Here is a 22,947-nt window from a genome sequence, read left to right as displayed (position 1 = left end):
ATTTAAGGTAAATTAAGTAATTACGACAAGCGCATTCGAAAGGGAAATATTCGTTTTAGAATGCGTTTGTTGTAAAGATGAGAATAATCGACAGTCTGGAGCCGACAGAAGCTAAAAAAGCAGTAAGCTTTATAAACAGTTATGGTGATGATGCACTGGAAATGTTTAAGGAAGGAAAAAGCTTTGATGAGGTAAAGAAGGTTGTTGAGGGTGGCTTAGATACATCAATAAAAAATATAGACGAATTTATTGGAGGAAATAAATCATTTGATGATGTTTTAGATGATTATGCAAAAGTATATGCAGATAAAATTAACTCTAACCAAGCGTGGTCATGGGATGATACAATACCAGGAGGAGAGAATCTCACCAAAAAGCAAAGAAGTATTATTAAACAACAGGCTATAGATGCTGGATTAATTCCTGACATAAAGGTTACCAAAGTAGAAGGCATGAGATATGGCTTTGCCGATTTTGAATCTGCAGGAGTAGTAAAGGAAACACAATATTTGCCAGAAAACATGTGGAAGATGAGCGATGCAGAGCAGTTTAAATGGCTGGATGAACAAATTGGTGGAACTGTAGACGGATATACATGGCATCATACAGAAATACCAGGTAAAATGCAATTAGTACCAACAGGAATACATAATATAACAACGCACAATGGAGGACGAACTGCTGGAATGTGGGCAGATGCCCCTCGATAATAGGAGGATATAAAATGACGATACAAGATAATACGATTATTCAACCGATACCAACTGATGAATTATTAGCAGAAAAAGAGAGAAAATGGAGATTGGTTTTGCCAGCGGATTACAGAAATTTTGTTGTGAATTATAATGGTGGTATACCAAATGAAAAATCATTTGAGTGTAATAAACATAATTATGCAGTTACAAGATTTTTGTGTATTTTGAAGAATGTTCAAGAAACTCAAAATGGTTGGTATGATATAAGCGTTGTAGAATCCCAAATAGGAGAGCGTTTGACGGATAATGAAGATTTAATTGGAGTAGAGGTTCTGCCAATAGCAGAGTTATTCGCAGGAGATTATGTATGTTTAGATTATAGAAAAAGTAAAGAGAAACCTTCAATTTGTGTATGGAGCCATGAGGAATCAGAAGATTTTGCTCCTGTAACATACAAGGTAGCAGATACATTCTCAGAGTTTGTTGAAATGTTGGGATAAAAAAACAGAAAAAGGCTTTGAATTTAGAGTTATGGATGAAACAGAAGACAAGTTGTCTATAGTGGCTATGGGAGGCGATTATAGAGAGTGGGTAAGATTGGGAATGAAGTTTGTTGAAAGGTTTGTATATCAAAAATGGATAAACAAAAATGAAGCAGAGATTAAAATAGTAAAGGAAAAATTTAAATTGTAATTATGACAAGCGCATTCGAAATGACAATATTCGTTTTGGAATGCGTTTGTTGTAAAGACGAGAATAATTGACAATCTGGAACCGACAGAAGCTAAAAAAGCAGTAAGCCTTATAAACAGTTATGGTGATGAAGCACTGGAAATGTTTAAGGAAGGAAAAAGCTTTGATGAGGTAAAGAAGGTTGTTGAGGGTGGAATAGAATCTTTTGATAAATTCAATAGAGTGGCATGTGAAATAGGAAAAAGAAAAGATTTAGATAATGTACAGAAAGTACAGAAAGTACAGGAATTACAGAAGTTATTTAAGGATTCAAAATATAAAACAGATGTAAATGTACCTAAGGATGTTAAATACATAAAAGAATTTGATTCAAATGGAAATGTAATATATGATTGGCCAATGAAACTTGGATTTAAGGATGGAACAATAGAACCAATAACAAGAGAGAATGGTTTGTCTATAATATGGGACAGATATGGTTATATGGGAGGCAATAATTTTGCGGATGTGCCGTTGTCAGGAAAATATACCTATAGTGAAAGAGCAATTCCTTATTTAGAGAATGAAGAGGCGTATCATATCGTAACATTTAATGTTGACTCATATTTTGATAAAATAGATGCAATAAAGAATGGGAACATAGATGAATTTAATAAGATACTAAAAAAAGAAAATATTGAAGAATGGGACATTGAGGAGTTTGAAGAATTACGTTACGAATATAAAATTTTCATGAAAAATATTCAAAAAGAAATAGGTAATATAGATGCAACATATGGTGTAAAAGGTATTGCAAGCGCTTGGTCAGAGTTGTCTGGTGGAGCTAGACAATTTGTAATGCCATTAAATGGCAACATTATGAAAACAATTGGAATATTGTATGAATAGAGGTGTAAAGTGGAAAAGAGAATATTAATTTCTAAAATATTATTATTTAGAGATAAAATAGAAAGGTGGAGAATATGTATAAATTATATATCAAATGCTGATTTTGTTTTGGGATATGGATTTGATAAAGATAAGAAAATGTGGAAAGTTTATGAAAATAATGAAAGAGGATTAAAATACGAAGAATATTTTAAAAGTGAAGAGGAAGCATTGGAAAAACTTTATAAAAAAGTAAAATTTTGCTATAGAACAATAAAATAAATGACGAAGGAAAAGTATTTAAGATGGCGCTTTCAAGGAAAAATGAGCTTGTAAAGATAGACTCAGAAAACATTGAGGAAATGGTAGAAAAATGGAGAAAAGAATTGTTTATTAACTTGTGGGAATAACTAAAAGAAAATGGTGCAAGCGATTTCACTGATGTATGGGAATCATTAAGAGAAAGTTACGGTGAAAGAACGGCAGCCATACTGCAGGAATTCGGACAGGATGGTCTGAACCTTGCAGAAAAGTATGGAGATGACCTTGCAAGAATGATCGACAATCTGGAGCCAACAGAAACTAAAAAAGCAGTAAGCCTTATAAACAGTTATGGTGATGATGCACTGGAAATGTTTAAGGAAGGAAAAAGCTTTGATGAGGTAAAGAAGGTTGTTGAGGGTGGTTTAAGTGAGAGTGTTTTAAAAACTAGTGGAATAAAGACATGGGATGAAATATTAGATATGTTAACGAAAGAAGGGGGAGATGAAAATAAGATAAGTGAAATACTTTCTACTCCGAAGGGAAGTAGACCTGACCCAGCTACTTATTTAAGCAAAGAATACATAGATAGTCATCTTAGTCATTTTCAAGATGGTGTAACAAAAATTAAATCAAAGGCACCTGTTGATACAGAAGGTGTAGGATTAGGTACTTTTGTTATGCCTAAGTCGGTTGCAGATGAAGTAATTTCACAGGCTGGTGGTGATGTTTCAAGATTAGAGGAATTATTAGGTCTAAATCCAGGAGATTTGGGAACTAACCCTGTAAGAGTAGATATACCAAATCCTCAAAATATAAGAATACCAAGTGGAAATGAAGCTGGTGCATGGCCAGGTTATTGGACGCCAGGTGGTGTTATGGAAGCGGTTATTGACCCTGTACCAAAAACAGAATACATAGTGACAGAAAATATTTTAGGAAAGTAGTAAGATGTTTAAAATGGAAAAAATTTTTACGGGAAATGGAATTGAAATAGTAAAATGTGATAATAGTTACTATATGATTTATGATGCTGGCGAAATATGTGATAGAATGGAGAAAATCCAGATAACCGAAGAGGAAGTTGTCTTGGCTCAAAAAAGTACAATGGATGCATATAATATAATTATAAAGTATCAAAACGAGAAGATGTTTGGAGATAGCAAATAAACAGGATTTTTTATAATGAATAATACAAGTTTGTTAAAATATATGCAGATAAAAATACATTATTAACGATTATATTTTAGAAATCACAACAACCTATCACTCCTGTACGTTTATTAATTAATCATAATGGCTGCCCAGAAGCAATTAAGAATTTATGATGTTAATTAATAGACACACCTGATATAGGACATGTTCCCAGAGGAGAAAGCCCTGATTATTGGAATTTCACTGATGCATGGGAGCTGTTAAGACAAAGTTACGGTGAAAGAACGGCAGCCATACTGCAGGAATTTGGACATGATGGTCTGAACCTTGCAGGGAAGTATGGAGATGACCTTGCAAAGATAATCGACAACCTTGAACCTGCAGAAGCCAAAAAGGCAGTAAACCTGATAAACAGTTACGGAGACGAAGCATTCGATTTATTTAAGGAAGGAAAAGGTGCGGATGAAGTAAAGAAGATTGTTGAGGGTGGATGTAACACTATTAATGGATTAAAAATAATTGATGGAAAAGTTGATGGAAAGATTCCACTGGCAGAATATGAAAAGTATCGAGTTGATAGTGTGCATAATGCAGACTCGAATATAATGACATTAGGTAAGTACGAACCGACTATAAGGGCGGACGGAACTAAAGATTATTCAGTACCAGGAACAGGGTCATATACTGTTAAGGCTGGAAATACAACATATTTTAGTCTTGGAACGGAGTGGGATAAAATTACGGATACATATGGTTTAGATGCAACAGGTCAAAATATGTTTGACTATTTTAATAAGCCTGCATTAGATGATGCTGTAAGTGCTAGTAAGGAAATACGATTTTCACATAATCCAGAGGCATATGGAGAATGTGCGTTAAAATGGGAATGGGATTATTTGCAAGAAAAACATGGATATTTTGCGTTGGAGAAGAGAGGAGATTTTTGGTATGCAATTAAATGATTTTAATAAAATTAGAATGGAAATTGGGAGAAAAATAAAGCAATCATTTGGCAATAAAATAAGAGGTATGGAGTTTTATGATATAGTTGAGAAAACAGGACATTGGTCATTTAAAATATGTTTTATAGCATATAATTACTTTTCGGTAGTATTTAGTTATGAGCTTGATATAATTGGATTCTCGATAGAAGTTGGAAATGGGAAGTTACTAAGTGTAATTAATGAACATAATTGTTATTCGAATATGGATATGGATAGCTATTTACAAAATGTTATTGAAGAGCTTGAGTTGAGAATTCCTGATAAATATTTAAAGATTCATGGTTGGAAGTAGTTTTATAAAAGTATGTCTTCACTTAAGGAAAGCAACAAAAAATTTAACTACGGTCAAATAATCGGAATGGTTCTCACCGAAGGTGATGTAATACATGTAAATTAAAATGTAGACACTAGATCAAAAATTACCAATTGGGTATACATAAGGACATTTAAAATTAAAACTGAATTTTTTTTAGATTTAGAACCAATATTATTTTGATGATGGTGCAAAAAGATTTTATCAGAGATAAATAAATTATATACTTAGTAAAGGGTATACATTTGAATCAACTGGTGATGGCTTGTGGAAAGCTGTAAGAAAGTAGGTAAATATGACATGTGAAGAGGTAAAAAAAGTATTTTTTAAGTATGATGGCTCATTGTTTGCAATGGCCATGGAAGAAAAAGAAGTTTATGAGAACTATAAATTGTTAAACATTTCTGAGGAAACGGTTGAAAAATGGAGACAAGAATTGTTAAAGTTTGTTTGGAAATTGGTAAAAGTTCAAACATCTGATGAAAAAATAAAGCTCAGGTTGGAAAGAAACATAAAGAAATGTTATTTAATAAGTTCTAAGATAAATTATTCAACTTTTCCAATTTAAATTAGGCTTATACTTTTGAACATTCAACGACCTACAACTTCTGCACGTCTATTAATTAATCATCATGGTTGTCCAGAAGCAATTAAGAAGCCATGATATTAATTAATAGACACACCTGATACAGGATATATTCCCGGAGGAGGAAGCCCGGATTACTGGAATTTCATTGATGCATGGGAGTTGCTTAGCAAAAAATATGGTGAAAAGGTAGCAAGCATACTGCAGGAGTTTGGAGAAGACGGACTAAAGCTTGCAGAAAAGTATGGAGATGACCTTGCAAGAATAATCGACAATCTGGAACCGACAGAAGCTAAAAAAGCAGTAAGCCTTATAAACAGTTATGGAGATGAAGCACTTGAATTATTTAAGGAAGGAAAAAGTGCGGATGAAGTAAAGAAGATTGTTGAGGGCGAAGGTAAAGTAATAAGTCAAGAAGATAGAGCAAAAATAGATGCTTGGAATAATACACCTAGCGACGAATTGTATTTGAAATATAAGGATGTATTTGACAATCCTAAGTATTATGATCAAATAACAGGAGAAATTCATTGGCCTCAAAACAATGGCTTTGCGAGAATACCTATAGATGAAGTTTTACAATCTGGAACGAAGATATGGAAGTGATTTTGGCACATTTACTTCTCCAGAAGGGATTCCATATGAGATGAGAGCGCTAGCACCAGGAACTGACATGAAACCATATAGTGTATTTGAAGTTGTTGAACCAATTAATGTGAAGGCAGGTGAAATAGCACCATGGTTTGATTAACCAGGAGGAGGAATACAATATTTATTACCTGATACAGTGGATAAATTACTAGATGCTGGTATATTAAGGAGGATTAAGTAGTGACAATAATAGAATTAGAACATGAATTAGTACAATTGGGAATAGCGAGTGATTTGTATTCTATAATGACGAGTGGATTACCTAATGAAAAACTATGTATTGTAAAGGATGATAAATGGCAGGTTTATTATAGCGAACGAGGAAAGAAAAGTGGACTAAAAATATTTGAAACAGAAACGGAAGCTTGTGAATATTTTTTGCATAAAATAAAAAGATATGCAACTAAATAATTTTGATTATGGTTGTACTTTCGGATTCCCAACAACCTATAACTCATGCATGTCTATTAATTAATCATCATAGTTGCCCAGAAGCAATTAAGAATCCATGATGTTAATTAATAGATACTAGCAAAATTTTGCCGAGCTTGGTATAAGAAAGGATATTGAAAAATCAAGATAGAATATTTAGTTCCAATATGCTGATATAAACGCACGCCTAGCAACAAGAAAAAATGTTGCGAAAGGGTGCGTTTATATCAGCGTGTTAGGGAAGTAGATTTAGATACCATCAAAGAACGGCAGCCATACTGCAGAAATTCGGACAGGATGGTCTGAACCTTGCAGGGAAGTATGGAGACGACCTTGCAAAGATAATCGACAACCTTGAACCTGCAGAAGCCAAAAAGGCAGTAAACCTTATAAACAGTTACGGAGACGAAGCATTCGATTTATTTAAGGAAGGAAAAGGTGCGGATGAAGTAAAGAAGATTGTTGAGGGTGGATTAAGTGAGACCAGAGTGGTAGTAAGACAATTGATTATGTTAAATTAAGTGATGAACTTGGAAATAAAATAACACTTGATGGATACAAAATAATAAATATTAAAGATGCAACGACTGCTAATGCAGATTGGGCAGATATGGGGTATGATTTATCACCATATTTAATAGGAGATAGTGATATTGAAACTAAATTTATCAATATTCAAAAAAATATATGACAGTTTGTATTTGGATGATGGAAAAGAATTCAAATATATTGGATTTAAGGATACTAAAAAGAAAAAATTTTTTTAAAGAATTGCTCATAGCAATCAATCTTCTAAAGAATAAACTGAATGATGAATATATTATTGATGATAATATGGATTTTTTAAAGAAAATTATCATTTAACTTGAATTATGTATTCAAATAAACAAGTTGACTTTTTCTCTGCAATTTGATAGCATTACGTGGTACACTTTAGTTTGATAAAGTAGTAAAACAATAAATGAAAGAAAACATCTTTAATTTAGGAGGAAATTATGAGAAAATTAGTAGCATTAGCTTTATCATGTGCAATGGTATTTTCAATGACTGCATGTGGAAGCAAGGATAATGGAAGTAAAGATAACAGTAGTAAGAATGACAGTGGAAAAACAACATTTACAGTAGGATTTGATGCTGAATATCCACCTTACGGATACATGGATGATAGTGGTGAATATACAGGATTTGACCTTGAACTTGCACAGGCTGTATGTGATATTGAAGGATGGGAACTTGTAAAGACTCCTATCGACTGGGATTCAAAGGACTTAGAGTTAAATAATGGAAACATTGATTGTATTTGGAATGGATTTACAATGAATGGAAGAGAAGATGATTATACATGGTCAGACCCATATGTAAATAATGAACAGGTTATGATTGTTGCTAAAGATTCAGGAATTAAGAAGTTAGCTGACCTTAAAGATAAATACGTAGGTGTTCAGGCAGGAAGTGCAGCACTTGGTTTATTAAAAGAAGGTGGGGATCAGGAAGATTTAGCTAAGACATTTGCAGATTTACAGGAATATGCAGATTACAATACAGCATTTGCTGAATTACAGGCAGGAACAGTAGATGCAGTTGCAATGGATATAGGGGTTGCTAAGTATCAGATTGAATCAAGAGATGACGGATATGAAATCCTTGATGAGAAATTGAATTCTGAACAGTATGCAATTGGATTTAAGAAAGGCAATACTGAACTTAGAGATAAGGTGAATGCAGATATTAAGAAGTTGTATGAAGACGGAACAGTAACAAAACTTGCTGAAAAATATGGAATTGATGATATGATTTGCTTAGGAGAATAATCTAAGATAATCTGGAGGAAATAATGACTTTACAAACAGGAATGATGTTGTTAGCAGCAAAAATGCCATTGGATATGATGATATCTAAGATGTCAGAAGGTATGGTAGAAACATTAAAAATATTTTTTCTAACCCTTCTGTTTTCATTACCGCTTGGTTTGGTTATTGCATTTGGCAGAATGGCAAAAAACAGAATAATAAGATATATAGTAACAGTGTACATAGCAATAATGAGAGGAACTCCATTGATGTTGCAGGTAATGGCAATTTATTTTGGACCTAATTATTTACTTCATATTCGTATACCAAGAAGTTACAGATTTATTGCTATAATAGTTGCATTTGCCTTAAATTATGCAGCTTATTTTGCAGAAATATATCGTTCAGGTATTGAATCGATGCCTGTTGGACAATATGAGGCAGCAAGATTACTTGGATATAATAAGGCACAGACATTCTTTAAAATAATTTTACCGCAGGTTATTAAAAGAATTCTTCCATCAATTACAAATGAAGTAATATGTCTTGTAAAGGATACTTCACTTGCATTCTCAATTGCTTATTTGGAAATGTTTACAGTAGCAAAGCAGATTGCATCATCTAATACAAGCTTTACACCATTTATTATTGCAGGTGTGTTCTATTTTATTTTTAATAGTGTAGTTGCATGGGTAATGAACTTTGCAGAAAAGAAATTAAATTATTACAAGTAGGAGGGGAATATGAGCGTTTTAGAAATGAATAATATTCAGAAACACTTTGGTGATTTAGAAGTGTTAAAAGACATTTCCCTTTCAGTTAATAAAGGTGAAGTATTGTCTATCATTGGACCGTCAGGTTCAGGAAAGTCAACATTATTAAGATGTGCAGTTAATTTAGAAAAAATTGATGGTGGAAAAATAACATATAATAATGATGTGATGGCTGATACACAGAATGGCAAAGTAATGTATGCAAAGAAAAATGAATTAAAGAAAATCAGAGATTCATTTGGGCTTGTATTTCAGAATTTCAATCTTTTTCCACATTATTCAGTATGGAAAAATGTTATTGATGCACCAATTCATGTACAAAAAAGAGATAGGGCAGAAGTTGAAAAGACTGCGATGGAATTGCTTGAAAAAATGGGTATAGCAGATAAGAAAGATTCTTATCCATGTCAGTTATCAGGTGGTCAGCAGCAAAGAGTTTCTATTGTAAGAGCACTTGCAATGGAACCGGATATTTTGTTTTTTGATGAACCAACATCAGCTCTTGATCCCGAGTTGACGCAGGAAATTCTTAAAGTTATAAAAGAATTGGCAGATGAACATATGACAATGGTTATAGTTACTCATGAAATGTCATTTGCAAAAGAAGTTTCAAACAGAATTATATTTATGGAACATGGTGCTATTGTAGAAGATGGAACACCGAGTGAGGTATTTGCATCAGAAAATCAGAGAACAAAAGAGTTCCTTGGTAAATATAGAAATTTGTAAATTTAATAAATAAAGAAATTATAGCGTAGTGGTTTGTACCAAATCTAAAAAGGTTAGACATAAATCTGACAATTGTAGGTTGGAACAACAGCTACGCTTTTATTATTGTTATAGAAACTGTGAATTATATAATTACATTAAATTAGAGTTGCGAGTTTTTAGTTATAATACATTTAACAAATGATTGCATTTTTTAGAAAAAAACTGAAAAATTTTATTTCTGGTTATTTTGCATCACATAATATGTAGTTGACATACAATACTATACACCATATAATATATATAACAAAATAATATGGAGGAAAGCCTATGATATTTAATACAGGAGCTGATTTATTGGATGCAATAGTATTAGCCGTCGTATCTAAGGAAAAGGAAGGAACCTATGGATATAAGATAACTCAGGATGTTAGAAGTGTTCTTAGCGTATCTGAATCAACGTTATATCCGGTACTTAGACGGTTACAGAAGGAAGGATATTTTGAATTGTACGATAAAGCCATAGATGGAAGGAATAGAAGATATTATAAAATTACTGATACAGGAAGAAGCCAGCTTAATATGTATGTAACTGAATGGGGTAATTATTCTAAAAAGATAACGGATTTATTTGAAAATGAAAAATCAGGAGGTAATGAAAATGACTAGAAAAGTTTTTATGGAAACGTTAGAAAGAATGTTATCAGATGTTTCTTTTAATGATAGATATGATGCTTTAAGTTATTATAAAGAATATTTTGATGATGCAGGAATCACGGAAGATATGGTTGTACCTGAAAGTGTAGGAACACCTGAACAGATAGCGATGAGATTAAAGAAAAGCATTAATAGCGGAGAGAATATAACCAGTGAAAATATTAATATAGGTGGAACTTATAATAGAGATAATACAAGTGGTTCATACAATACAAAGCAAAATACCGGCAATAGCTATAATAATAGTCAAAATGCAGGACAGTATTCATATAATAATTCTCAAAATACAGCACAATATGAATATAATAATGCAGGACAATACAATAAGAAAAATGATGAAAGAGCAATTAAAATAATTGTTGCTATCATAATTGCGGCAGTTACATTTCCAATATGGAGTGGAATATTAGGAGTTATTATAGGAATTGTTTTTGGTCTTGGCGGAACTATAATTGGGTTAGGAGTAGCAGGAATATCATTGATTGTAGTTGCAATAGTTTCAGGGTACGGATTTGCAACATCAATACTTCTTATGGGAATTGGTTTAATTTTATTTGGTATAGCTGTTTTACTGGTAGTACCGGAAGTTCTGTTTTGCATAAGATTTTTGCCTTGGTTATTTAAACAAGTTGTAGAATTGGTTCACAAAATAACAGGCAGAAAGGAGTTTAATGTATGAAGAAATTTATAAAAATTACGGCAGTTGTTGGTGCTATTATTGTTGTACTAGGAATCGTGTGTATAGTGGCTGGAATCTCGAAAGGTGGAAGTAATATTGTTAAAGAAGAGATAGGGAAGACTTTTGCGAAGGCTAAGGTTAAGATAGAAAAGAACGATACTACAGGAATGACTAAATTAGAAAATAATAGTGATACAATTGATATGGTGTCAGTGAATAATTTAAAACTTGATTTATTGACAGCGTCATATGATGTTGAGGAATGGAACAAAGAACAGATAGGATTTTCTTATAATGCAGATATAATGGAAGTTTATTATATAAATGAAGGAGATTCCTTAAATGTTTTAATACAATATAAGAAAAAATGGAAAAAGGGCACACAAGATGTAACTGTATATTTACCAAGTGGAAAATCATATGGTAATTTTAATTTGAGTCTTTCAGCAGGAGAGGCGGATATTGAAAATATGTCAGCTGTATATACAACAATTAATTCCAGTGCAGGAAGTATATCAATCGACAATTTACAATCATCATCTGCTGACGTTGAAATAAATATGGGAGAAATTTCAATTGATAGAATAGCAACTGATACATTAAATGCTGATATATCTATGGGAGATTTAGATATAGAAGGAGTGATAAATGGTGCGGGAAAGATTGTCTGCTCTATGGGAAATGCAGAAATGACATTGAATGATGGAACTAGTGCATATAATTATCAGTGGGATATAAATATGGCTGATTTGTATGTTGAAAATTGTATCGACAAATCTGATTTTTCAAGTGATGGAAATAAAGATAATGGTGCAGAAAAGATGATAAGTATAGAATGTGATATGGGAAGCGTTGAAATTGATTAACATTTTTCTACTATAATGTGATAAAATGCTATGGCAGGTGTGCAAATAAGTATACCTGCCATAATATTTTTACATAATAAGAATAGCATTTAAAAAATGGGAGAAATTTAAATGAAAAGTTTATTAAAGTATTTAAAGAATTATAAGAAAGAATCAGTGTTTGCTCCCCTCTTTAAGATGTTAGAAGCATCGTTTGAATTATTTGTGCCTTTAGTAGTGGCGAAAATAATAGATAATGGTATTGCTAAAGGGGATAATATTTATGTTCTGAAAATGGGAGGAGCTTTACTTTTACTTGCTATAATTGGACTTATATGCTCTTTAACGGCACAGTATTTCGCAGCAAAGGCAGCGGCAGGATTTGGAACAGAAGTAAGACATGCATTGTTTAAACACATTCAGACATTTTCCTATGATGAGATTGACAGATTAGGCTCATCTACACTTATTACAAGATTGACAAGTGATTTGAATCAGGTTCAGTCTCAAGTTAATATGTTTTTAAGATTGTTCCTAAGGTCTCCGTTTATTGTGTTTGGCGCAACAATTATGGCATTTACGGTAGATGTTAAGGCAGCACTTGTATTTGTTGTAGCGATTCCCATTCTTGCAGTAATTGTATTTGGAATTATGCTTGCAACAATCCCAATGTATAAAAAAGTTCAGAATGGTTTGGATAAAATTTTATCTGAAACAAGGGAAAATCTATCCGGAACAAGAGTAATCAGAGCATTTAATAAAGAACAGAATGAAATTGATAGTTACAATGAAAGTAATGATGCATTAAATAAATTTCAGATTTTTGTTGGAAAAATATCCGCAGTTATGAATCCACTCACATTCGTGGTAGTAAATTTTGCCATGATTGGAATTATTTATGTAGGGGGAATAAGAGTAGATGCCGGATATCTTACACAGGGAATGGTTGTAGCACTTATCAATTATATGTCACAGATTTTAATAGAATTGATAAAACTTGCAAATCTTATTATTAATCTGACGAAAGCGTTTGCCTGTGCAAATAGAATTGAAGATGTTATGAAAGTTGAATCTTCAATGAAATTTGGAAATGAAACAGAAGGAAAGAATAAAGAAATTGAAGTCGAATTTAAAGATGTTTCACTTATGTATGCAGGTTCTAGTGAAAATACGATAGAAGGACTTAATTTAAAGGTTCTAAAAGGACAGACTATAGGTGTAATAGGTGGAACAGGCTCAGGTAAAACGTCTCTTATAAATATGATTCCAAGATTTTATGATGCAACTAAGGGTGAAGTCTTAGTAAATGGAACAAATGTTAAGGAATACACTGAAGAATGTCTTAGAAATAAAATAGGAATTGTTCCACAAAAAGCAGTTTTATTTAAAGGAACAATTAGAAGTAATCTTTTATGGGGAAATGAGAGTGCAACAGAAAATGATTTGATGGAAGCGTTAAAGCAGGCACAAAGCTATGATTTTGTTATGCAGAAAGAAAATGGAATAGATTCTGTTGTAGAACAAAATGGACGAAATTTCTCAGGTGGACAGAGACAGAGACTTACAATTGCAAGGGCTTTAGTAAGAAAGCCGGAAATTCTTATATTAGATGACAGTTCATCAGCACTTGATTATACAACTGACGCTAATTTGAGAAAAGAGATAGCAAAGTTAAAAGATATGACAGTATTTATTGTGTCCCAGAGGACTGCTTCAATTATGGATGCAGATCAGATTGTTGTGCTTGATGATGGAAATGTTATGGGAATTGGAACTCATAAGGACTTATTAGAAAATTGTGAAGTGTATAAGGAAATATATGAATCACAGTTTAAAAAGCCGGAAAAGGAGGGAATGTAAGATGGAAGAAAAAACATTGACTCAAAAGCAGGCTTTGGAAAAAGTAATAAAGCATATAAAAAAATATTGGTATTTACTTGGTGGTTCACTATTTTTTGCACTAGTGTATGTTGCTCTTTCATTGTATGTACCAATTCAGTTAGGAAATGCTACAGACCTTATCTTAGGTAAGGGAAAGGTAGACTTTACAGAGATTGGACTTATAGCTGTTAAAATAGCCACGTTTACTTTAATAGCTGCACTTGCACAGTGGATAATGAATAACTGTAATAATAAAATTACTTATAATGTAGTAAGAGATATTAGAGAAGAGACATTTGAACACTTACAGAAATTGCCACTTAAATATATTGATAGTCATTCTAATGGAGAAACAGTAAGTAAAATAATCACAGATGTAGACCAGTTAGCAGATGGCTTGCTTATGGGATTTTCTCAGTTATTTACAGGTATTGTTACAATTATATTGACGTTAGTATTTATGCTCACAATAAGTATTAAAATTACATTGGTTGTAGTTTTAGTAACACCTGTTTCTTTATTTGTAGCTAAATTTATTGCAACAAGAACTTATTCAATGTTTAAAAAACAGTCAGAAACAAGAGCTAAGCAGACGGCATTGATAGATGAAGTGATTGGAAATGGAAAAGTTGTAAAGGCTTTTGGAAGAGAAGATGAAGTTGTAGAACAGTTTGATGAAATTAATGAGGATTTAAGAAAATATTATTTAAAGGGTACATTTTTCTCATCAATCACAAATCCGTCAACAAGATTTGTTAACAGTCTTGTTTATGCAGGAGTAGCAATTTCAGGTGGTATTATTGCAATAACAGGAGGAATTACAGTAGGTAATTTACAATGTATTTTAAGTTATGCAAATCAATATACTAAACCATTTAATGAAATTTCAGGCGTTGTTACGGAACTTCAAAATGCGATTGCCTGTGCAGGAAGAGTATTTGTCCTTCTTGAAGAAGAACCGGAAATCGAAAATAAAAATGCAATAGATATTGAAAATGCATCAGGAAGTGTTGAATTAGACCATGTTAATTTCTCATATACACCTGATAAGAAATTAATTGAAGATTTAAATTTATGTGTCGAACCGGGTAAAATGATTGCCATTGTAGGACCGACAGGATGTGGAAAGACAACTATAATTAATCTTTTAATGAGATTCTACGACGTTAACAGTGGAAAAATCACGATGGATAGCCATAATATAAAAGATATAACAAGAAAAAGTCTTAGAAAATCTTATGGAATGGTGCTACAGGAAACATGGCTTAAGAATGGTACGATAAGAGATAATATAGCAATGGGAAAAGAGGATGCAACATTAGAAGAAGTAATAGAAGCAGCCAAGTTATCCCATGCGCATAGCTTTATAAAGAGACTTCCAAATGGATATGATACTGTAATTGGTGATGATGGCGGAAATCTTTCACAGGGACAGAAACAGTTACTGTGTATAGCAAGAGTTATGCTTTGCCTTCCACCAATGCTTATTTTAGATGAAGCTACATCATCTATTGATACAAGAACGGAAATACGAATCCAGAAAGCATTTGCTAAGATGATGAAAGGAAGAACAACTTTTATTGTTGCGCATAGACTTTCAACTATCAAAGAAGCAGATACAATACTTGTCATGAATGATGGAAAGATTATAGAGCAGGGAAATCATAATCAGCTGCTTGCAAATAAAGGATTTTATTATGAACTTTACAACAATCAGTTTAGTTCAGTAAATTCTTAAACTTTTGCCATTGTTTATAGGCAAATGAAAAAAATATAAGGCTAATAATTATAGCACACAAAAATTGCGAGCCATAATTAAAAATTAAAGAGTGGGAAGTTGACGAACCACTAAAAATATGTATGAAAATATAACCTGTTGTCAGGCTTAAGGTTAGCCAGATGACAGGTTTTATTATGTTCGCAACAGGAGAAAAATTAACAGTAACTTCTTTAGAAATGTAGCGTAAATGAAGTGAAACAGTTATCAATTCGCTTAAGAGCATTCCCCAGAAATAAGCTTTTATTCCATAAAAAGGAACAAGTAGAAGTAAAAATAATAATCTAATAATTATGGCGGCCATATTATGAATAAACGCAGCAGTAGTTTTGCCAAGACCATGCAAAATAGAGCCAAAAGATATGGACATGTACATTAAAGGACATAACCATGAAAGTGTTTTAATATAAGAACCGGCACTTGCATGACCAAATATATCTTTCCCAATAAAATCTCCGAAAAAAGTAAAAAAGCCAATACAAAAAATACCTGTAACTAAAGAAAACCATATTGTGAAATTTGTTGTAATTTTTATTTTTTCTTTGTTCCCTGAAACATTTGCGTCAGCAATTGTAGGCATAATCATCATTGCAATAGAATTGCTAATAGCTGATGGAAATGTAATTACAGGCAAAGTTATTCCTGCAAGAATTCCATATAAGGTAATAGCTGAATTAGAACTTAGGCCGTATTTGACAAGCATAAACGGAATAAGTATTGCTTCGGCACTTTGAAAGAAAGTCAGTAAAATTTTATTAAGAGTAAGAATATAAGAGACGTTAAAAAGCATTTTCATTTTTGAAAAAATGTTTGAAAAATTATCTTTTGAAAAGAACGAAATCCCATAATTTGAAACAACAAGAATGCAGTAAACAGTTCCCGCAATTTCAGATAAAATAAGAGAGAAGACAGCAACTTTAGGTGTTAGGGCATACCCTTTAGATGTAAAAATAACATAAAAAATAAACAAGGAAGCCAATTTGAATACCTGTTCTAAAACCTGAGCTATTGATGGGATAAGAGGCTTTTTTAAACCAAGATAAAAACCTACGGTACAGGCATGGAGAACAGTCATAGGTATAGTGTAAGAAGCGTATTTTAAGAGTACGGCACAATTTGGTTCGCCTAAAAAAGAAGCCAAAACATTAGAAAAAAAATACATAATAAACGAGGCGATAACAGCAAGAAATTCAGACATGATAATACTTGCCGTAAATATTGAATAACTCTTTTTTAAATCTTTACTTTCAGCAACAAATCTTGATACAGCAGTTTGTATTCCACCGCATGAAAAAGAAATAAAGAAAGCAAGTACGGGAAAAATCATTTGAAAAAGGCCAAGCCCTTTAGCACCAATTAAGTTAGATAAGAATATTCTATATAAGAAACCAATAACTCTGCTTGCAATCCCGGAAAATGTAAGCATAATGGTTCCTAAAATAATAGTAGTCTGTTTTGACATAAAATTCTCCATTCTGCTTTTTACTATAAAGAAAAATAAAGCAGAAAATTTATTAGTTCATAATATGATGCAAAGTACTTAAAAATGATTAATGAGAGGGTGAAATTTTGATATATTTAGATAACGCTGCAACTACGGCAGTATGTAAAGAAGCAAAAGAAGCGATGGTTCCGCTTTTAGAAGATGAGTATGGAAATCCATCTGCAAATTATCCTTTTGGAGATAGGGCAGGAAGTATCGTCGAAAGAGCAAGAATAAGGATGGCAGCAATGATTAATGCAAATCCTGAAAATATCATATTTACATCAGGAGGAACTGAATCAGATAATAGTGCTGTGCTTAAAATAAAGGATATTGAAAATTCGCATATTATTACAACAAAAATTGAACATCATGCAATATTAAATACCTGTGAATACGCTAGAAAAAAAGGTGCAGAAGTAACCTACCTAAATGTAAATCCGGATGGAGAAATAAATATTGATGAATTAGAAAAATCTATAAAGGAAAATACAAGGCTTATATCGGTCATGTTTGCAAATAATGAAATAGGAACAATAGAACCGATAGCAAAGATAGGGCGTTTAGCAAGAGCATATGGAATAACTTTTCATACAGATGCCGTACAGGCATTTGGTCATGTTCCGATAAATGTTGCAAGGATGAATATTGACATGATGAGCGTAAGTGCACACAAATTTAACGGACCTAAAGGTGTTGGGTTTCTCTATGTAAGAAATATAGATGATTTTGAACCACTTATATGGGGTGGTGGACAGGAAAATGGAAAGCGTTCAGGAACTGAAAATGTAGCAGGAATTGCTGGAATGGAGCAGGCAGCAATTCAGTCGATTAAGAACATGAGTTATAGAATGCAAAAAGAACAGTATTTGCGTAATTATCTCATAAATCGTGTTATGAATGAAATTGATGATGTAAAACTTAACGGACATAAATTTAAAAGGCTTCCCGGAAACGCAAATTTTAGTTTTAAAAATATAAACGCTGCTAAATTGGTTGAAGATATGGGAAATGAAGGCATTTGTATTTCAGCAGGCTCGGCCTGTGCGGCGGCAGGAGGAAAACCGTCGCAGGTTATTATGGCTATAAATGTTCAGAAAGAGTATGCTTATGGAACAGTAAGAATAACTATATCACATGAAAATACAAGAGATGAAATTGACAGGACAGTAGAAATAATGAAAAAGTTAATAAAACTGCAAAGAGAACAGTAGAAAACTAATGAATTATATAAAAGTAAAAGCATCCGCATAAACATCATTGTTATAAAATAAGTTTGTGTGGATGTTTTTATATGTATTCAATAATCTTTGAATTTCAACAGTAAAATTATGAAATAAAACAGTAAAATTATGAAATAAAACAGTAAAACTATATCATAAAATATCAAATAAATATAATGAAACAGAGAAGAATGTAATAACTTTGTTACCTAAATATTACATAAGTCCGAAATTTATTAAATAAAGATTAACTTTGTCAAAATCTGTTGTTTTTTGTTGTTTATATGATAGAATGGCTATGGCTATTACGAAAATTATTGGCCTTAAATAACATTACTTAAAGAAAAGTCAGATTACAATAATGCTGGTTAGTAAGAGGAAAGATAATATGAAAATGATGAATAATAAGAAAAACAATAGGACAAGTATAGTTTTAGGCACGATAATGATTGCTATCATAGCAGCTATTATTATTTGTGTAGAAGGAGCAGGATTTGGGCTTGAATCTAAAATGATTAAATCATTAGCAGATAATATACATGAAAATGTACCTGAGGCACAAACTTACAAAAGTAAGTATAGAAAAGCAAACAGACATGATAGTGAAAATGAAACTACAAGAACAAAAAGAGAATATGGAAAATATTTGTTTGTAGGAGATTCCAGATATAAGGGAATGGAAAAAGCAAATGCGACAGATGAAGATGTGTTTATTTGTGAAGTTGGTGAAGGATACGACTATTTGATAAACCAGATGAATAATATAAAGTATGAGATTGATGATGATACAGCATTAATTATAGGATTAGGAGTTAATGACTTAGTAAACATCGACAAATACGTAGATAAAATAAATGAAATGTCACAGACATTTGATTGTCAGATTTATTATATGCTTGTAAATCCTGTATATGAAGAACAGGAGACATATAGTGGTTATCACATTAAGAATGATGACATAGATTATTTTAATCAGGAAATCATAGACAGATTAGATGAAAATGTCATTGTAATAGACACAAACAGTTATTTGAATGCCATCGGATTTGAAACTCAGGATGGACTTCATTATACCGAAGAAACTTATGAAAATATTTATAATTATATAAAGTCACAGTTATAAAATAATTGTGTATGACACAGGCGGAGGAAGAGATGTTATTTTGCAGTAATCAGTTTATATTTTATTTTTTACCGATAGTGATATTGATATATTTTTTAGTACCAATGAAGTTTAAAAATATATGTTTATTTATCGCAAGCTTAATATTTTATGCAGTCGGTGAAATGAAATATGTTCCATTAATTTTATTATCGCTGACAGTAAATTATTTTGCAGCTATTTTTATCAGAAAATTTCAATATGATAATCAGATACTTGAACATAATGGAGAAGAAAAAAATAATTATGACAAAATAACATTAATCGTAGCTTTAGTATATAACTTCCTGTTTTTATTTGTGTTTAAATATTTTACTTTTTTTACGGGAATAGAAACAAGTCTTACATTACCACTTGGAATTAGTTTTTACACATTCCAGATAGCATCTTATGTTATTGATGTTTATACAAAGAAAACAAAAGCAGAAAAGAACTATATTAACTTAGGAGTTTATCTTTGTATGTTTCCGCAACTTATCGCAGGACCGATTGTTGTATATAAGGACATTGCTAAACAGATAAGAAAAAGAAAAGTATCATTACTTTTATTGCAGGATGGAATAAGAATTTTTATTATGGGTCTTGCATCAAAAATGCTTTTGGCAAATATAATGGGAATGTGCTGGGAGTCAATCAAGACTTACGGAATTGCAAGCATATCAACTCCAATGGCATGGATTGCGATGTTTGCATATACATTCCAGATTTACTTTGATTTTTATGGATATTCACTTATGGCAATAGGTCTTGGAAAAATGTTGGGATTTAAAATTCCAAGAAACTTTAACAATCCATATATATCAACATCCGTTACTGAATTTTGGAGAAGATGGCATATTACTCTTGGAAGTTGGTTTAGAGATTATGTTTATATTCCGCTTGGTGGTAATAGAAAAGGATTTGCAAGAACAATATTTAATATGTTTGTGGTATGGGGACTTACGGGATTGTGGCATGGAGCAAGCTGGAATTTCGTATGTTGGGGATTGTTGTTCTTTGTATTATTGACAATAGAAAAGCTTGGATTAAAAAATATATTAGATAAATATCCTGCACTTGGACATTTATATATAATATTTATAATTCCGATGAGCTGGATGGTATTTGCACTTGATAAAATGGGAGACATAAAATTATATTTTGCAAAATTATTCCCAATGATTTCACATGTAAGCACAGAATTTGTAAATAAATTAGATTATGTTGATGCAATAAAACATTACGGAATATTCTTTGTATTTGCAGTTATCTTTAGTTTAAGTATTCCAATGAAGATATTTGAAAAATACAGAAGAACAAGAGTCGCGTCAGTAATTTTAATTATAATATTCTGGGTATGTGTGTATAGAATGAGTACAGCGGCAAGCAATCCGTTTTTGTACTTTAGATTTTAAAAATGATAATAACCTCTTAGTGGATTAAGGTTTAAGTTAATATTTATATTTTAACAGGAGAAAACAGATGGATAAAAAGGCTATATTTGATAAATATGGATTCTTGATTGTGATGGTTGTATCTGTTGTGATTTTTGGAATATTTCTGGGAACAAAAGACATAATAAAATACAACGAAACTAAAAAGATAGTGGAACAGGAAAGTAAAGAGAATAAAGGGAAAAAAGTAATCCAAAGTGATACCGGAGAAATCCAGATAGTTACGGATGAATCGGGAGAAACTCAGACAGAAACCGTTACAGAGGAAAAAGCACATCGTGATTTTGTAACTGTAGACGAATCTTATCTGGATGGGGCATTATTTATAGGTGATTCACGAACACAGACAATATCGTTATATGCAAATTGGGACAAAACAGTATTTTATGCAGAACAGGGTGTGTCCGTATGGAAGATTTTAGATGAAAAAATCGTTAAATCAGGAAAGAAAAAAATAACTGTAAAAAAAGCCCTTGAAAAAAATAAATTTGAAAAAATTTATATAATGCTTGGAATAAATGAAATTGGAACAGGAACAGCAGATACATTTGCTGAGCAATATGGTAAAGTAATAAATACTATTAGAGAAAAACAGCCTGATGCAATAATATTTATTCAAAGTATTATGCATGTGACAAAAAAGAAAGACAAAGAAGAAACTTATATAAAAAATAAGGAAATAGATAAAAGAAATAAGAAACTTAAGGAACTTACAAATGGATACGATATAATATGGCTTGATGAAAACGAAGTGTTTGATAAAAAAGATACAGGCGCTCTTGACCCTAAGTACACAAGTGATGGGGTTCATCTTATGCCTTCATGTGTGCCAAGATGGAAACAGTTTTTCCTTGAACATGGAATAGTAAAATAGGATAAATTAATCTTTATAATAAAAATGAAAAAACTACAAAACTTCAGATTGTTAAATGAAGTTTTGTAGTTTTTTTAGTTATTCATTAATATTTTTAAAATTAAAATGTTCTATCAGTTGCGTGGCTTTATCAAAACCATATCCTATATTACCGGCAATATGGGCATCGGAGCCTACAGCCACAAGTTTTCCGCCAAGATCTTTATAAAATGAAAGTATATCAAAGTGGGGATTTGCAAAATCCATTCCTTTTGCAAGTGCACCGGTATTAATTTCCAAAGCAATATCTTTATGAATTATTTCTTTAAATATCTGTTCTACAATGTTAAAATAATCGCTACAATTATAGTTTTTATCTTTATTTGGCGCATATCTGACTATGTAGTCTAAATGGCCTAATGTATTGAATGAATTAAACAATTTTAATGCATCAAGTAAAGTTGAAAAATAAGTCCTGAAAGCTTCAGCTTCATTGCGATTTTCCCAAAATTCAGAATAATATGGGTCCATGTTGTCTACAATATGACAGGAGCCAATGACATATTCAAATGGATATGATTGCAAAAAATCAGCATTTTTTTTGTAGTTGTCGCATGTAATGCCAAGTTCAACTCCAATATGAAGATTGATTTTTGAAGAATATTTATTTTTTAATATGTTTAATTCATTAAAATATGAATCGGTATCTATATCAAATGATTCACCCGGAACAGGCCAGAACCAGTCCTGATGATCAGTGATGCAAATATCTTTCATATTTAAACTTATGGCTTTGCTAATTATATTTTCCAAATCTTCATCTGAATCAGTAGAAAATTTAGAATGTACATGAAAATCAGATAACATAACGTATATTCTCCTTATGTAATATGTATTGCAACTTGTTAATGTTTCAGATTCAGGTATAAATATATATTCCAAACACGTTGTTTTTCTTATTTTTCT

General features: G+C 31.8%; 27 protein-coding genes. 25 read left to right on the top strand and 2 right to left on the bottom strand.

The window, feature by feature from the left end:
* The first annotated feature begins 77 nt into the window (after nt 1-77).
* The 21 genes from CCC31_RS01240 to CCC31_RS01140 all read left to right on the top strand — a co-directional run bounded on the left by CCC31_RS01240 (nt 78) and on the right by CCC31_RS01140 (nt 15,788).
* Nucleotides 78-710, top strand: a complete 633-nt coding sequence (locus tag CCC31_RS01240; protein ID WP_290848964.1) for an HNH endonuclease — start codon at nt 78-80, stop codon at nt 708-710.
* Nucleotides 711-724: 14 nt separating this feature from the next.
* On the top strand, nt 725-1,195 hold the full coding sequence (locus tag CCC31_RS01235; protein WP_118565945.1) for an SMI1/KNR4 family protein: 471 nt from the start codon (nt 725-727) through the stop codon (nt 1,193-1,195).
* Nucleotides 1,176-1,388, top strand: coding sequence for a hypothetical protein (locus tag CCC31_RS01230; RefSeq protein ID WP_290848963.1), 213 nt, complete (start codon nt 1,176-1,178; stop codon nt 1,386-1,388). Before CCC31_RS01235 ends, CCC31_RS01230 begins: the two co-directional genes overlap by 20 nt.
* A gap of 141 nt (nt 1,389-1,529) precedes the next feature.
* On the top strand, nt 1,530-2,276 hold the full coding sequence (locus CCC31_RS01225) for a hypothetical protein (RefSeq protein WP_022089261.1): 747 nt from the start codon (nt 1,530-1,532) through the stop codon (nt 2,274-2,276).
* Nucleotides 2,277-2,285: 9 nt separating this feature from the next.
* Nucleotides 2,286-2,537 (top strand): hypothetical protein, encoded by a 252-nt coding sequence (locus CCC31_RS01220; protein WP_022089262.1) that lies wholly within the window; start codon nt 2,286-2,288, stop codon nt 2,535-2,537.
* A 272-nt stretch (nt 2,538-2,809) separates the two neighbouring features.
* Entirely contained in the window at nt 2,810-3,463 is a 654-nt protein-coding gene (locus tag CCC31_RS01215) for a hypothetical protein (RefSeq protein WP_290848962.1), read from the top strand.
* A 4-nt stretch (nt 3,464-3,467) separates the two neighbouring features.
* Nucleotides 3,468-3,686 (top strand): hypothetical protein, encoded by a 219-nt coding sequence (locus tag CCC31_RS01210; RefSeq protein ID WP_022089265.1) that lies wholly within the window; start codon nt 3,468-3,470, stop codon nt 3,684-3,686.
* A gap of 590 nt (nt 3,687-4,276) precedes the next feature.
* A complete protein-coding gene (locus tag CCC31_RS01205; protein WP_118565788.1) occupies nt 4,277-4,633 on the top strand; it encodes a hypothetical protein in 357 nt (118 codons plus the stop codon).
* Nucleotides 4,620-4,967 carry a hypothetical protein gene (locus CCC31_RS01200; protein ID WP_022089267.1) on the top strand — a complete coding sequence of 116 codons (348 nt, stop codon included), beginning with the start codon at nt 4,620-4,622 and terminating at the stop codon, nt 4,965-4,967. Before CCC31_RS01205 ends, CCC31_RS01200 begins: the two co-directional genes overlap by 14 nt.
* A 316-nt stretch (nt 4,968-5,283) precedes the next feature.
* Complete coding sequence (locus CCC31_RS01195) at nt 5,284-5,556, top strand: hypothetical protein (protein ID WP_022089268.1); 273 nt, start codon at nt 5,284-5,286, stop codon at nt 5,554-5,556.
* 180 nt (nt 5,557-5,736) lie between these two features.
* The gene (locus tag CCC31_RS01190) at nt 5,737-6,180 is read left to right on the top strand and encodes a hypothetical protein (protein WP_290848961.1); all 444 of its coding nucleotides are present in this window, start codon (nt 5,737-5,739) and stop codon (nt 6,178-6,180) included.
* Nucleotides 6,143-6,325 (top strand): TNT domain-containing protein, encoded by a 183-nt coding sequence (locus CCC31_RS01185; protein WP_022089270.1) that lies wholly within the window; start codon nt 6,143-6,145, stop codon nt 6,323-6,325. The genes CCC31_RS01190 and CCC31_RS01185 overlap by 38 nt, the downstream gene beginning before the upstream one ends.
* Nucleotides 6,326-6,405: 80 nt before the next feature.
* Nucleotides 6,406-6,636 carry a hypothetical protein gene (locus tag CCC31_RS01180; protein ID WP_022089271.1) on the top strand — a complete coding sequence of 77 codons (231 nt, stop codon included), beginning with the start codon at nt 6,406-6,408 and terminating at the stop codon, nt 6,634-6,636.
* 1,016 nt (nt 6,637-7,652) lie between these two features.
* Nucleotides 7,653-8,468 carry an amino acid ABC transporter substrate-binding protein gene (locus CCC31_RS01175; protein WP_290848960.1) on the top strand — a complete coding sequence of 272 codons (816 nt, stop codon included), beginning with the start codon at nt 7,653-7,655 and terminating at the stop codon, nt 8,466-8,468.
* Between the two features lie 62 nt (nt 8,469-8,530).
* Nucleotides 8,531-9,181, top strand: coding sequence for an amino acid ABC transporter permease (locus CCC31_RS01170; RefSeq protein ID WP_117909502.1), 651 nt, complete (start codon nt 8,531-8,533; stop codon nt 9,179-9,181).
* Between the two features lie 9 nt (nt 9,182-9,190).
* The gene (locus CCC31_RS01165) at nt 9,191-9,949 is read left to right on the top strand and encodes an amino acid ABC transporter ATP-binding protein (protein WP_290848959.1); all 759 of its coding nucleotides are present in this window, start codon (nt 9,191-9,193) and stop codon (nt 9,947-9,949) included.
* Between the two features lie 309 nt (nt 9,950-10,258).
* Nucleotides 10,259-10,597 carry a PadR family transcriptional regulator gene (locus CCC31_RS01160; protein ID WP_290848958.1) on the top strand — a complete coding sequence of 113 codons (339 nt, stop codon included), beginning with the start codon at nt 10,259-10,261 and terminating at the stop codon, nt 10,595-10,597.
* Nucleotides 10,590-11,324, top strand: a complete 735-nt coding sequence (locus tag CCC31_RS01155; protein WP_290848957.1) for a hypothetical protein — start codon at nt 10,590-10,592, stop codon at nt 11,322-11,324. Before CCC31_RS01160 ends, CCC31_RS01155 begins: the two co-directional genes overlap by 8 nt.
* A complete protein-coding gene (locus CCC31_RS01150) occupies nt 11,321-12,190 on the top strand; it encodes a DUF4097 family beta strand repeat-containing protein (protein ID WP_290848956.1) in 870 nt (289 codons plus the stop codon). Before CCC31_RS01155 ends, CCC31_RS01150 begins: the two co-directional genes overlap by 4 nt.
* A gap of 111 nt (nt 12,191-12,301) precedes the next feature.
* Nucleotides 12,302-14,029, top strand: a complete 1,728-nt coding sequence (locus CCC31_RS01145) for an ABC transporter ATP-binding protein (RefSeq protein ID WP_290848955.1) — start codon at nt 12,302-12,304, stop codon at nt 14,027-14,029.
* A 1-nt stretch (nt 14,030) separates the two neighbouring features.
* Nucleotides 14,031-15,788 (top strand): ABC transporter ATP-binding protein, encoded by a 1,758-nt coding sequence (locus CCC31_RS01140; protein WP_290848954.1) that lies wholly within the window; start codon nt 14,031-14,033, stop codon nt 15,786-15,788.
* Here CCC31_RS01140 and CCC31_RS01135 read toward each other — a convergent pair.
* Entirely contained in the window at nt 15,769-17,289 is a 1,521-nt protein-coding gene (locus CCC31_RS01135) for an oligosaccharide flippase family protein (protein ID WP_290848953.1), read from the bottom strand. The two genes, CCC31_RS01140 and CCC31_RS01135, sit on opposite strands and share 20 nt — an antisense overlap.
* Before the next feature lie 107 nt (nt 17,290-17,396).
* Between CCC31_RS01135 and CCC31_RS01130 the strand changes: the two genes are divergently transcribed.
* The 4 genes from CCC31_RS01130 (at nt 17,397) to CCC31_RS01115 (ending at nt 22,002) form a co-directional block, all read left to right on the top strand.
* On the top strand, nt 17,397-18,524 hold the full coding sequence (locus CCC31_RS01130; RefSeq protein WP_290848952.1) for a cysteine desulfurase family protein: 1,128 nt from the start codon (nt 17,397-17,399) through the stop codon (nt 18,522-18,524).
* Between the two features lie 397 nt (nt 18,525-18,921).
* On the top strand, nt 18,922-19,656 hold the full coding sequence (locus CCC31_RS01125; protein WP_290848951.1) for a hypothetical protein: 735 nt from the start codon (nt 18,922-18,924) through the stop codon (nt 19,654-19,656).
* Nucleotides 19,657-19,688: 32 nt separating this feature from the next.
* The gene (locus CCC31_RS01120) at nt 19,689-21,089 is read left to right on the top strand and encodes an MBOAT family O-acyltransferase (protein ID WP_290848950.1); all 1,401 of its coding nucleotides are present in this window, start codon (nt 19,689-19,691) and stop codon (nt 21,087-21,089) included.
* A 67-nt stretch (nt 21,090-21,156) separates the two neighbouring features.
* Entirely contained in the window at nt 21,157-22,002 is an 846-nt protein-coding gene (locus CCC31_RS01115; RefSeq protein WP_290848949.1) for a GDSL-type esterase/lipase family protein, read from the top strand.
* A gap of 78 nt (nt 22,003-22,080) precedes the next feature.
* Here CCC31_RS01115 and CCC31_RS01110 read toward each other — a convergent pair whose 3' ends face one another.
* Nucleotides 22,081-22,848, bottom strand: coding sequence for a histidinol-phosphatase HisJ family protein (locus tag CCC31_RS01110; protein ID WP_022089286.1), 768 nt, complete (start codon nt 22,846-22,848; stop codon nt 22,081-22,083).
* Nucleotides 22,849-22,947: the final 99 nt, after the last annotated feature.

It is taken from the genome of Eubacterium sp. LMAG:50 (assembly GCF_008680265.1).
Taxonomy (GTDB): Bacteria; Bacillota; Clostridia; order Lachnospirales; family Lachnospiraceae; genus Eubacterium_U; species Eubacterium_U album.
This window is presented reverse-complemented; position numbering and strand designations above follow the sequence as displayed.